The following is an 11,303-nucleotide window of genomic DNA, read 5'->3' on the forward strand; positions in this document are numbered from 1 at the left end:
GGACAGGGTGGGGGGTATTCTTCCCGCACCGACCTATACTCACGCCATATGCGATTGCGGCTTATGCCGCGCGCGTCGTTTCCAGCGGCTGGGTGAGGATGCCGTAGAGTTCGCCGGCGTCCTCCGAGCGGCGCAGCCGTGCCACCACGGCGTCGGTGCGCAGGATTCGCGCCACCCGCGCCAGCGCCTTGAGGTGGTCGGCGCCCGCGCCCATCGGCGCGAGCAGCAGCATCACCAGGTCGACCGGCTGGTCGTCGACCGACTCGAACTCCACCGGCTGTTCCAGTTTGGCGAATACCGCCGTCACCGAACCCAGCCCGGCGAACTTGCCGTGCGGAATGGCGATGCCGTTGCCGAGCCCGGTGGAACCCAACTGTTCACGGTCGTTGACGGCTTCGAAGATGGTCGCCGCGTCCTGCCCGGAGATCTTGGCTGCCCGCTCGGAAAGCCGCCGCAGCACGTCCAGTTTGGTCTTGTTCCCTGAGCAAACAATCACCGAGTCCTCCGAGAGGATGTCAGCCAATTCCATCAAGAAGTTCCCATCGTGGATGCGGAAAGACCAAGCTTTTCCGGAGCCCTAGTTCGGCCTGAGGGCTGGATCGATCCAGCCAATATTGCCGTCGGCGCGGCGGTAGACCACATTTAGGCCACCATGTCCAGCATGCCGGAATACGACCACTTCCGCCTGGGTCAAATCAAGCTGCATCACCGCTTCGCCCACAGACATCTGCCTGAGGCTGGAGGTCGCCTCGGCGATCACCGGCGGCGAGTAATCCTCCATCAGCTCGTCATCTTCGCTGGGCGCGGCGAGTACGTAGGACGGCGCTTCCTCGTCGGCGCCGTTGACGTGGCGGCGATGCGCCTTGAGCTTGCGGTTATAGCGCCTGAGGCGCTTTTCGATGGTGTCGGCCATGCCCTGGTAGGCCGACATGGCGTCGCCGCCATAGGAGCTCGACTGCAGCACGGCGCCGGAATCGAGATGCACCATGCACTGGGCGTTGAACCCCGAGCCTTCCGGCTCGAGCGTGAGGTGGCCGGTGTAGTTGCCGTCGAAGTACTTCTTCACCACCGTGTCGAAATGGCCCTGCGCCCTGATCCGCAGCGCATCGCCGACATCCATGTTCTTTCCTGAGACGCGCAGTGTCATGGAGGTCCTCTTTCTCTTTGGTGTAGCCGGCCGGAGCGGCCGCCACCATGAGATGTGGTCACCCCGGTGAAGGGAGTCTAGACCGCCCCCTCCCAAGGGGCAATGCGCGGAACCCGATTGGGTTCAAATGCGAGGTGTCGACAGCAGCAGTGCCGAAGCGCTATCGTCCCGCCGCGACCAAAGCGCGCTTCTGGCGGCGCCGGATCACCGAGGAGGGGATGTTCATCCCCTCGCGATATTTCGCCACGGTACGGCGCGCCACTTCGATCCCGCGTTCCTTCTGCAGCATCTCGGCGATGGTGTCGTCCGACAGGATATCGGCCGGCTGTTCGGCATCGATGATCTGCTTGATCCGGTGGCGCACCGCCTCGGCGGAATGGTCGCCCTCGCCGGTCGATGAGCCGAGCGCCGTGGTGAAGAAGTATTTCATCTCGAACAGTCCGCGCGGCGTCGACACGTATTTGTTCGAGGTGACCCGGCTGACCGTCGACTCGTGCATCTCGATGGCATCGGCGACCGCCTTCAGCGTCATTGGCCTCAGATGCGTGATGCCGTGGACCAGGAAACCGTCCTGCTGTTTGACGATTTCGGCGGTCACCTTGAGGATGGTCTGGGCCCGCTGGTCGAGGCTCTTGGCCAGCCAGTTGGCGGTGGCAAGGCAATCGGTGAGAAAGCTCTTCTCCGCCGTGTCGCGGGTCTTCTTGGTCACCGAGGCATAATAGATGCGGTTGACCAGCACCCGCGGCAGCACGTCGGCATTGAGCTCGATCTGCCACTCGCCGCCGGGCCCGGCCCTGACGAACACGTCCGGCACCACCGATTCCACTGGCCCTGCCTCGAAGGCGCGGCCGGGGCGGGGGTCGAGCTGGCGCAACTCGGCCAGCATGTCGAGCAGATCCTCGCGATCGGCGCCCACGGCGCGGCCGAGCGCAGTCAGGTCGTGCTGGGCAATCAGCTCGAGATTGTCGAGCAGGCGCAGCATCATCGGATCGAGCCGGTCCTTCTCCCTGAGCTGCAGCGCCAGGCATTCGCGCACGTCGCGGGCGAACACCCCGACGGGATCGCAGCCTTGCAGCTTCAACAGTACCGCCTCGATCGTTTCGACCGGGGCCCCGAGCTGCTCGGCCACGGTTTCGAGCTCGACAGCGAGGTAGCCGGCCTCGCTGAGACTGTCGATCAGGAACTGCGCGATCAGCCGTTCCGCCGGATCGGCGGTGATCAGCCCCGTCTGCGCCGCGAGGTGATCGCTCAGCGTCGGTCGCGCCGCGACGAACTGGTCGATATCGGCCGCTTCACCGTCACCGCCGCTCCGCTCGTTCCACTGCGTCGAGTCGGTCAGCCGCTCCGGCGCCGACTGGTCGGGGAAGACGTTCTCGACCTCGGTGTCATAGCCATTGGCGATCGAGTCAGCCGACTGGATGCGATCGGAAAAGTCGACCGTATCCTCGGCGGCGTTGAGTTCGGCCGGGCGCTCCGGGGCTTCCGCCGCCTCGTCGGTCGGCTCCGCCCCGTCCTCGCGCTCGAGCAGCGGATTGCGCAGCAGCTCGGCCTCGACGAAGCTGTTGAGCTCGAGGTGGCTGAGTTGCAGCAGCCGGATCGACTGCATCAGTTGCGGCGTGAGCGTCAGGCCCTGGCTCTGACGAACCTCAAGCCGTGGCGACAAGGCCATGCGCGCGTTTCCCCTAAGGCAACCAAGTGAGGCTTCCGGCGCCATCCATGCATGATTGACGCCGTCAGGGCAAGAACCGTGCCAAAACCAGCGAATAGCGAATAGCCGGTAGCGAGTAGTCCCTATTCGCTCCTCGCCATTCGCTATCCGCTACCCTCGTCAAACCTCGAACGTCTCGCCCAGATACACCCGTCGCGCCTCGGGGTCGGCGGCGATGACGTCGGGCTTGCCCTGGATCATCACGTGGCCCTCGTGGATCACGTAGGCGCGGTCGACCAGCGACAGCGTCTCGCGCACCGAATGGTCGGTGATCAAGACGCCGATGCCGCGGCGGGTGAGGTGCTTGACCAGCATCTTCACTTCGCTGACGGCGATCGGGTCGACGCCGGCGAACGGCTCGTCGAGCAGCATGAACAAGGGGTCCGTGGCGACTGCCCGGGCGATTTCGACGCGCCGCCGCTCGCCGCCCGACAGCGCCAGGGCATTGGATTTGGCGATATGGGCGATGCCGAATTCGGCCAGCAGTTCGTTGAGCCGCGCCAGCCGGTCGGCTTTCTTCGGTACGTGTCCCTCGAGCACCGCGAGGATATTGCCCTCGACGCTGAGACCGCGAAAGATCGAGCTTTCCTGCGGCAGGTAGCCGATGCCGAGCCGCCCACGCTGGAACAGCGGCAGGTTGGTGATCGGCCGCCCGTCGACCAGGATCTTGCCCTTGTCCGGCTTCACCAGCCCCATGATCATGGTGAAGACGGTGGTCTTGCCGGCGCCGTTCGGGCCGAGCAGGCCCACCGCCTCGCCGCGCCGCACCGCGAGGCTGACATTCTCGACCACGGTGCGCTTGCCGAAACTCTTGTTCAGCCCGTGCGCCACCAGCCAGCCGGTCTGGTCGACCGGCGCCTTGGCCTTGACTGTCGCAGCCTCGTTCATTGCGGAGTGAAGACGCCGGTCACCCGGCCCCCTTCGTTACCCTTGAACACCGAGCTGTTGGTCTTGAGGTTGATGGTCAGCTCCGGTCCGTTCAGCTTGCCCTGCGCGTTGACCACCGTGACATTGCCGCTGAGCCTCAGGATCAGCGTGTCCGGATCGAACGTCGCCTTGGCGCCGGTGGCGTCCTGGCTGTCGGTCTTGATCCGCACATTGCCGGTGGCGGTGAGGCTGTCGATGTCGCTTTGCCCGCCGCTGCCATACAGCACCACCACCTTGTCGGCCCACAGCTTCAATCCGGTCCGGGTGATCGTGACGTTGCCGGTGAAGGTGGCGTTGTTGTTACCCTGGTCGATGGTGAAATCGTCGGCCGCGACGTTCACCGGCTCGGCCGCGGCCGCCGGCAGCGCCATGGCCAGGACGATGGTCAGGAGAACAGCGAGGGCAGCACAAAGCTTCATTCGGTTTCCCCCGGAGTCGAGACCAGCGTCACCCTGGCGTTCTTGAAGGTGTAGATACCGGTTTGCCGATCATAGGTCATGCCGTCGGAGACGATGTGCGAGCCGCTGGGCATGGTGATGTCGACATTGCCGCTCGCCACCATCGTCCAGTTCATCAGGTCGGCGAACACTGCTTCGAGCGTGCCATCGAGTCCCTCTGAGCTGGTGACATGGGCGATCCCGGGCACGTTCAGCAGCTGGTCATTGGTCTGGAACTGGGCCGACGCCGCTTCCGCCTGCATCGCCGCGCCCTCCGGCGGGGTCATGGTGAACACCGCGTCCTCCATGTCGATCAGGTCGTTCTGCGTCGGCGCCACCTTCGCCGCCCGCGCCGACAGCGCGTAAAGCGTGCCGTCATCGCCGGTGGAGGTCAGCCGCGGCGTTTCCACTACCAGGTTGTCGCGATCGATCCTGATGTTGGAATAGCCGAAGCGCTGCCCCAGATTGTCGATGACGATCATCGCCAGGAGCACCACGAACACCAGCACGCCGCCGGCCGGTACCAGCCAGCGCAACAGGCTGACCAGCCGGTTGCGACGATTGAGTCGCGCGTAGAGCGCGGCGCGATCGTCGATCGGGGCGGCCAGCGACGCCATCAGCTATGCGCGAAGATGTCGGTCTCGTCCCAGCCCATCAGGTCGAGGTCGATCCGGTGCTTGAGAAACTCGAAGCAGGCCTGGGCCAGCTCGGTCCGGCCCTCGCGCCTGAGCATCCGATCGAGATGGCGCTTCAGGTCGTGCAGGTAGAGGACATCCGACGCGGCATAGTCGAGCTGCGCTTCGGAGATCTTTTCCGCACCCCAGTCCGAGCTCTGCTGCTGCTTGGACATGTCGATGTTCAAGAGCTCGCGCGCCAGGTCCTTGAGGCCGTGCCGGTCGGTATAGGTCCGCACTAGTTTCGAGGCGATCTTGGTGCAGTAGACGGGGCCGGTGACGATGCCGAAGCGGTGCTTCAGCACCGCCATGTCGAAGCGCGCATAGTGGAAGATCTTGGTGACCGCGGGGTCACTCAGCAGCTTCGTGAGGTTCGGTGCGTCCTTCAGATCCTGCGGGATCTGCACCACATCGGCGCTACCGTCGCCGGGGGAGAGCTGCACCACGCAGAGCCGGTCGCGCCGCGGATCGAGTCCCATGGTTTCGGTGTCGATCGCCACCTCCCGGCCATAGCGCGAGAGGTCGGGCAGGTCGCCCCGATGCAGTCTGATCGTCATGTCGAAATCCTGGTTCGGCGATTTGGGCTGTGATGCCATAGCATAAAGGCGTTGGAAAGACCGGGCGGCATCGTTACAAAACCCGGGGCAGCCGCAGGCCACGCGGCTTGCGGCGGGTGGGTTTACTTTATGACGTTGAACAAGGTCCGCGACGGACTGAGCGGACTGCCGCGTCGCTGGAAGCAAGCCATTCTGATCGGTTTCGACATGCTGGCGCTGCTCGGCGTGCTGTGGCTGAGCTTCGCCATCCGCCTCGGCGGCACTTTCACGCCCACCATGTCGCATATCCTGCTGATGCTGCTGGCGCCGATCCTCGCGGTGCCGGTGTTCGTCCGCATGGGGCTCTATCGCGCCGTGATCCGCTACCTGCCGGAGCGGGCGCTGTGGACCATCATCCAGGCGATGATGCTGGCAACCCTGCTCTGGGTGTTCGCGCTGTTCCTCGCCGAGGCGACCCGGCTGGCGACCTTCCCGCGCACCGTGCCGCTGTTCTACTTCATCTTCGGCACCGTGGTGGTCGCCGGCTCGCGCTTCCTCGCCAAGGCGCTGCTCTGGCTGCCCGAGCGTAATCTCGGTCATGGCGGCGGGGTGGTGATTTATGGCGCCGGCTCCGCCGGCACCCAGCTCGCCGAGGCGCTCAGGGCGCACCGCGCCAGCTACGTCGTCGCCTTCGTCGATGACGACCAGAGCCTCTGGGGCCGCGATGTCGCGGGCGTCCGTGTCGACCCGCCGACCAGGCTCGAGGAGCTGATCCGCAACCGCGGGGTCAGCGAGGTAATCCTGTCGATCCCCTCGGCCGACGCCACCCGCCGCGCCCAGATCGTCACCGAGCTCAGCCATCACCCGATCAAGATCCGGGCACTGCCGGCGATCGCCGACCTGGTCTCCGGCAAATACCTGATCAGCCAGCTGCGCGAGATCGATATCGACGACCTGCTCGGCCGTTTCGCCGTGCCGGCCGATCCCGAGCTGATGAGCGAAATCCTGGGCGGCCGGGTGATTCTCGTCACCGGTGCCGGCGGCTCGATCGGCTCGGAGCTCACCCGGCTCATCGTCCAGCACGCGCCCAAAAAGCTGGTGCTGCTCGAGGCCAACGAATTCGCGCTCTACGAAATCGACCGCCATCTGCGCACCCTGGCTGAGGTCGAGATCGTCCCGGTGCTCGGCTCGATCGCCGACGCCGCGCTGGTCCGCCGCACGCTCAACGGGCAGGGCGTCGAAGTGATCTTCCACGCCGCGGCGCACAAGCACGTGCCGCTGGTCGAGGCCAACGCGCTCGAGGGGGTGCGTAACAATGTTCTGGGCACCCGCATCCTGGTGGAAGCGGCGGTCGCGGCGGGCGTCAAGCGCTTCGTTCTGATCTCGTCCGACAAGGCAGTGCGGCCGTCGAGCGTCATGGGGGCGACCAAGCGCTGGGCCGAACTGATCGTCCGCCACTATGGCAAGGGCAGCGGTATGCGCTACTGCTCGGTGCGCTTCGGCAACGTGCTCGGCTCCAACGGCTCGGTGGTGCCGCTGTTCCGCGAGCAGATCGCCGCCGGTGGTCCGGTGACCCTCACCGACAGCCGCATGACCCGCTATTTCATGTCGATCCACGAGGCGGCCGAGCTGATTGTCCAGGCCGGCGCCATGGCCGAGGGGGGTGACATCTTCCTGCTCGAGATGGGCGAGCCGGTGCGCATCCGCGACCTCGCCGAGAACATGATCCGGCTCGCCGGCCTGTCGGTGAAATCCGACGACAACCCCAAGGGCGATATCGCCATCCACGAGACCGGCGCGCGGCCGGGCGAGAAGCTGAGCGAGGAGCTGTTCTTCGATCCGGCCAATGCGCTGCGCACCACGCAGCCGAAAATCCTCCGCTCGCCGCCGAGTGCCCGCCGGACCTCCGACCTGGTGCCCGCTCTCGCGGCGCTGGACGCTGCCCTCGACGCCGAGGACGAGACCGAATTGCGCCGTGTGCTGTTCGATTACGTGAAGGTCTGAGCCGCCGGTGCTGATCGCCCAGCTCTCCGACCCGCACCTCTGCGCGCCCGGCACGCTCTACCAGGGGCTGGTCGATTCCAACGCCATGTTCGAGATCGCCATCGCGCGGCTGGCGAGGCTCGATCCCGCCCCCGACCTGGTGCTGCTGAGAGGCGACGTCACCGAGCATGCGACGGCCGAAGAGTACCGGCTGGCCCGGCGCCTCCTGGCCGGGATCCGGCAGCCCGTGCTGGCCATCCCCGGCAACCATGACGAGCGCGAAGCTTTTCGCCTGGCCTTCGCCGATCGTGGCTATCTGCCCGCCAGCGGCCCGCTGCATTTTGCTGTGGGCAGTCACGGACCGGTCCGGGTGATCGGCCTCGATATCAGCGTGCCGGGCCAGCATCACGGCGATTTCGACGCGGCGACGGCAGCATGGCTGGAAGCGGTACTGGCAACAGAGCCGGAGCGGCCGACGCTGCTCATGCTGCATCAGCCGCCGATCGAAACCGGCATCGGCTTCATCGATGCCTATCGCTGCTTTAACGGCGCGCGGCTCGCGGCCATCGTCGCGCGCTACCCGGCGGTGGAGCGCGTGCTCTGCGGCCATGTCCACCGCCACATGTCGCTGCGCTTCGCGGGCAGCCTGCTGCAGATTGCCCCGAGCACCACCACCGCCATCGCCCTGCGTCTCGCGCCGCGAGCCGAACCCGCCTCGTTCGTCGAGCCGCCGGCGCTGCTGCTGCACCAATGGCGAGCCGGGGCCGGGCTGGTCACGCATCACCTGCCGATCGAGGCAGGCGAAGGCCCGCTGCCGTTCTTCTGAGCGCCACCTAAGCCGCAGCTGACTGCACCATTCATCAGGCATTCAAGTGCTACTGAGCACTTGTTGATGATCAACGCGGGCGGCGGGCTTGGGGCTCCGCCGGTCTCGCGCTCGGCTCCGAGCCCCGATGACTCCTAGGGAGAATTGCCATGAAACGAATTGCACTCGCCGGCTTCGCATTGCTTGGCCTGGTCGCCGGCGCTGCCGCCCAGACGCCGCCTCCGGCGGTGGTCAATTTTGCCACCATTGCCGACATGCCGACGCTGAAGGATACCTCCAAGCAGGATCATTTCGCCGTCACGCTTTCCGACGCGCAGGTGGTGAGCAACATCACCGTCGATTGCACCGCCGGCCGCACTGAGCTGTTGATCGTGCGCAACGACAAGGCCTGCGCCATCGGCGGTAATGGCTCGATCATCAACCCGTCCAACAAGCAGGCGCTGCCCCGCACCCAGTATCTGGGCCAGTACACCGTCACTGCCGATGGCAGCACCGATGCGCGGACGCTGTCGATCAACTACCTAGCCGTCGGCAAGGTAGCGCCCGACACCAAGCAGTTCGGCGGCTCGCTGAACTTGAAGCCGGAGCTCTCCTCGAGCGGCGCCGCCGGGCTCACCCAGTCGGTGCTGAAGAAAATCACCGGCGACAATTCCGGTCCGATCAACAACGCCGTCGACACCGTCGATCTCAACCGGCTGTTCATCCCCTCGGCCGGGCTGCCGTCCGACAAGGGCTGCACCTGGTCGGGCAACATGGTCTTCGCCTACCAGACCTATTCCTGGTTCATGTCGCTGTCGGCCGATTGCAACGGCAAGGTCTATGAGCTGAAGGGCAACATGCCGTTCACCGATACGCCCGGTGTCGAAGGCCAGACCCAGTACGACCTGACCCTGACGCTGCCCTCCACCGAACTGGTTGGCGACGACGCGCTGTTCGCCACCACCGATGAGAACGCCGACCTGTTCGCCTCGGTCGACGGCATCACCGGTTCGATCATCATGAAGAACTCCAACAACGTCACCGTCACCGTCGACGGCGAAAAGATCACCACCCCGATGAAGGTGGAAGCCTCCGGCAGCCTCTCGGGCACCAACGTGCCGCTCGAAGTGGTCCGCTCCTTCGCCACCCTGATCGGCATGCTGCCCTCGACCTTCTTCGGCGCCTGAGCCAAGATCGGTCGCCGCGCTAACCGCGCGGGGCTTTCTTGAGTCGCACTGCCCCTCACCCTGACCCTCTCCCCAGCGGGGAGAGGGTACGCGAGACCACGGACGGTGCCACATCGCCCCCTCTCCCCGCTGGGGAGAGGGTCGGGGTGAGGGGCAGTCAAAGGCGTTTCCAGCGAGTCCTGAACGCCCTAGCTGGCGATGCTCGCGAGCTTCGCCTTGATGCCGTCGATAGTGGGCTTCAGCGCCTCGACGCCAGGAAGCGCCAGCACCCGGTCGATCACCGGGTTGAGCTGCGCCACGATCGGGTCGATCAGCCCCTTCACAGCGGCCTTCTGTTCGGCCGTGGCATTGCCGATCACTGCGCCGACCTTGTCGATTTCGGCGGTGACGTTCTGCAGTTGCGGCAGCGCGGTTTGCGCCGAGGCGGCGTCGCTCACCCCTTCGAGCGAGGTCTTGAGCGTCCCGAGGCTGTCGGTCAGTGTCTGCGCCACATCGAGGTTGCCGATGAGCAGCGGCGGCGCCGTCGTCACCGGCGCGACGGCCTTGTTGACGAAGCGTTCGGCCGGCGGGGCGTCGGGCGTTTGCCGGCCAACGAAGTACCAGAGCCCGAGCACCACCAGGGCCAGCGGAATCGCCCAAACTGCCCAGGAACGTCCGCCCTTGGCCGTGGCTTGCGCGGCGTTCGCCGCGGCGGCCGCGCTGGCCCCGGCATATTGCTTGGCTGAAGCGCCGGCCGTCTTGGCGGCACCGGCCACATTCTCGAGCCCGTCGAGCACGCCCGAGCCTTCGAGCAGGCCGCCGAGCCGGCTCGGCAGCGCTCCGGCGATAGCGTTCTTCTGGCTGCCGAGCAGCGCGCCGAGGCTTTCGGCGTTGAACCCTTGCGCGCCGCCCTGCTTGCCGATGATCCCCAGCACCGCAGGGGCAATGGCGCCGAGCAGTGCCGTTACCGCTCCCTGGCCGAGGCCGGAGAAGGTGGAGATCGCCGACGACAGCGCCGTCTGGGTGTTGCTGCCCAGCAGCGAGCCCACCAGCTTCGAGCCGGTCTCAACGAGGCCGGCCTGGCTGCTGCCATCCAGCATGCCGGCAAAGCCATCGAGCGCCGAGGCCTGCTGATTGGCCGCTTCCGCCAGCCGCTGCGCCCCGCCGGGCTGCTTGGCCGTGCCAGCCATGCCGGCCAGCAGCGCCGGGATGGCGCCGCCGATGGCGGTCTGCGTCTGGGTCGCGTCGAGGCCGAGCGTTGCCGCCAGCTTCTGCACCATGTCCGGTGTCAGGAACTGCTTGATGAGTGAAACCAGATCGATAGCCATGGCGAAGTCCTCACGTGTCGAGAAAGCGGGCCGGTCGGGTGAGGCGCCTTCCGGTCATGGGGGTCCGTGCTAGCGCCTGCCGCGCTAACGGGGTGCCAGAGAATCTGATGGAATTTGCCACAAACTACCGGATGTCTCCCGAAAGTGGGGCACCGTTTCGGGACAAAGACATGCGTGAAAACAAAGAGCTAAAGCGCACAGAGCGAATCTGAGAGATCGCGACGCGCGTTAGCGGGTGTCAGGCCTGTTCCGGGGCCTCGTCGCCGGCCCGGATCGGCTTTACCTGCTCGAGGTCCTGGCCGCGGAACTGCGCGATGCGCAGACGGAAGTTGTAGCCGATGCGCTCGGCGCGCTCGATGAACAGCGCTGCGACATCGGGCGGGCAGAGCTCTTCCACCGTCTCGCGGAACAGTTTTAGCCAGCGCGCGAAGTGCCGGTCGGAGAGTTCGGGGATGGCGATGTGCTTGGGCATCGGCCGGCCATAATAGCGGCCGCTGCCGAGCAGCATCGAGCTCCAGAAATCGGCGATGGTTTTGAGATTCTGTCTCTTATACGCGTCTTGATCTGCCGACGCACGACTCAATGAGGGTAC

Annotated in this window: 12 protein-coding genes; 3 read left to right on the top strand and 9 right to left on the bottom strand. The window is 65.8% G+C overall.

The window, feature by feature from the left end; translation table 11 throughout:
- Positions 1-61 precede the first annotated feature (61 nt).
- The 7 genes from VW23_RS00075 to VW23_RS00105 all read right to left on the bottom strand — a co-directional run bounded on the left by VW23_RS00075 (position 62) and on the right by VW23_RS00105 (position 5,450).
- A complete protein-coding gene (locus VW23_RS00075) occupies positions 62-529 on the bottom strand; it encodes a PTS sugar transporter subunit IIA (RefSeq protein ID WP_069907566.1) in 468 nt (155 codons plus the stop codon).
- A gap of 48 nt (positions 530-577) precedes the next feature.
- Positions 578-1,147, bottom strand: a complete 570-nt coding sequence (locus VW23_RS00080; RefSeq protein ID WP_084645378.1) for a ribosome hibernation promotion factor — start codon at positions 1,145-1,147, stop codon at positions 578-580.
- A gap of 160 nt (positions 1,148-1,307) precedes the next feature.
- Complete coding sequence (gene rpoN, locus VW23_RS00085; protein WP_069907568.1) at positions 1,308-2,816, bottom strand: RNA polymerase factor sigma-54; 1,509 nt, start codon at positions 2,814-2,816, stop codon at positions 1,308-1,310.
- A 159-nt stretch (positions 2,817-2,975) separates the two neighbouring features.
- Positions 2,976-3,743, bottom strand: a complete 768-nt coding sequence (gene lptB / locus VW23_RS00090) for an LPS export ABC transporter ATP-binding protein (RefSeq protein ID WP_069907569.1) — start codon at positions 3,741-3,743, stop codon at positions 2,976-2,978.
- Positions 3,740-4,201 (bottom strand): lipopolysaccharide transport periplasmic protein LptA, encoded by a 462-nt coding sequence (gene lptA / locus VW23_RS00095; protein WP_069907570.1) that lies wholly within the window; start codon positions 4,199-4,201, stop codon positions 3,740-3,742. Before lptA ends, lptB begins: the two co-directional genes overlap by 4 nt.
- A complete protein-coding gene (gene lptC, locus VW23_RS00100; protein WP_069907571.1) occupies positions 4,198-4,836 on the bottom strand; it encodes an LPS export ABC transporter periplasmic protein LptC in 639 nt (212 codons plus the stop codon). The genes lptA and lptC overlap by 4 nt, the downstream gene beginning before the upstream one ends.
- Positions 4,836-5,450 carry a ribonuclease D gene (locus tag VW23_RS00105; protein ID WP_069907577.1) on the bottom strand — a complete coding sequence of 205 codons (615 nt, stop codon included), beginning with the start codon at positions 5,448-5,450 and terminating at the stop codon, positions 4,836-4,838. The genes lptC and VW23_RS00105 overlap by 1 nt, the downstream gene beginning before the upstream one ends.
- A 129-nt stretch (positions 5,451-5,579) precedes the next feature.
- Between VW23_RS00105 and VW23_RS00110 the strand changes: the two genes are divergently transcribed.
- From VW23_RS00110 to VW23_RS00120, 3 genes are all read left to right on the top strand, one after another.
- Positions 5,580-7,433 carry a polysaccharide biosynthesis protein gene (locus tag VW23_RS00110; RefSeq protein WP_069907572.1) on the top strand — a complete coding sequence of 618 codons (1,854 nt, stop codon included), beginning with the start codon at positions 5,580-5,582 and terminating at the stop codon, positions 7,431-7,433.
- A gap of 7 nt (positions 7,434-7,440) precedes the next feature.
- Complete coding sequence (locus VW23_RS00115) at positions 7,441-8,238, top strand: phosphodiesterase (RefSeq protein ID WP_069907573.1); 798 nt, start codon at positions 7,441-7,443, stop codon at positions 8,236-8,238.
- A gap of 149 nt (positions 8,239-8,387) precedes the next feature.
- Positions 8,388-9,404 carry a beta clamp domain-containing protein gene (locus tag VW23_RS00120; protein ID WP_069907574.1) on the top strand — a complete coding sequence of 339 codons (1,017 nt, stop codon included), beginning with the start codon at positions 8,388-8,390 and terminating at the stop codon, positions 9,402-9,404.
- 188 nt (positions 9,405-9,592) lie between these two features.
- Here VW23_RS00120 and VW23_RS00125 read toward each other — a convergent pair whose 3' ends face one another.
- Positions 9,593-10,711: a DUF937 domain-containing protein gene (locus VW23_RS00125; RefSeq protein ID WP_069907575.1), complete on the bottom strand. Its 1,119-nt coding sequence runs from the start codon at positions 10,709-10,711 to the stop codon at positions 9,593-9,595.
- Positions 10,712-10,949: 238 nt separating this feature from the next.
- On the bottom strand, positions 10,950-11,303 hold a 354-nt coding region (locus VW23_RS00130), incomplete at its 5' end, for a group III truncated hemoglobin (protein WP_210184490.1).

Origin of the sequence: Devosia insulae DS-56 (assembly GCF_000970465.2) — a bacterium.
Lineage (GTDB): Bacteria > Pseudomonadota > Alphaproteobacteria > Rhizobiales > Devosiaceae > Devosia_A > Devosia_A insulae.

What these genes read in the sequence shown, in the direction of transcription:
- VW23_RS00075 (WP_069907566.1), bottom strand. Translation starts at nt 529, where the DNA reads ATGGAATTGGCTGACATCCTCTCGGAGGACTCGGTGATTGTTTGCTCA.
- VW23_RS00080 (WP_084645378.1), bottom strand. Translation starts at nt 1,147, where the DNA reads ATGACACTGCGCGTCTCAGGAAAGAACATGGATGTCGGCGATGCGCTG.
- rpoN (WP_069907568.1), bottom strand. Translation starts at nt 2,816, where the DNA reads ATGGCCTTGTCGCCACGGCTTGAGGTTCGTCAGAGCCAGGGCCTGACG.
- lptB (WP_069907569.1), bottom strand. Translation starts at nt 3,743, where the DNA reads ATGAACGAGGCTGCGACAGTCAAGGCCAAGGCGCCGGTCGACCAGACC.
- lptA (WP_069907570.1), bottom strand. Translation starts at nt 4,201, where the DNA reads ATGAAGCTTTGTGCTGCCCTCGCTGTTCTCCTGACCATCGTCCTGGCC.
- lptC (WP_069907571.1), bottom strand. Translation starts at nt 4,836, where the DNA reads ATGGCGTCGCTGGCCGCCCCGATCGACGATCGCGCCGCGCTCTACGCG.
- VW23_RS00105 (WP_069907577.1), bottom strand. Translation starts at nt 5,450, where the DNA reads ATGACGATCAGACTGCATCGGGGCGACCTGCCCGACCTCTCGCGCTAT.
- VW23_RS00110 (WP_069907572.1), top strand. Translation starts at nt 5,580, where the DNA reads ATGACGTTGAACAAGGTCCGCGACGGACTGAGCGGACTGCCGCGTCGC.
- VW23_RS00120 (WP_069907574.1), top strand. Translation starts at nt 8,388, where the DNA reads ATGAAACGAATTGCACTCGCCGGCTTCGCATTGCTTGGCCTGGTCGCC.
- VW23_RS00125 (WP_069907575.1), bottom strand. Translation starts at nt 10,711, where the DNA reads ATGGCTATCGATCTGGTTTCACTCATCAAGCAGTTCCTGACACCGGAC.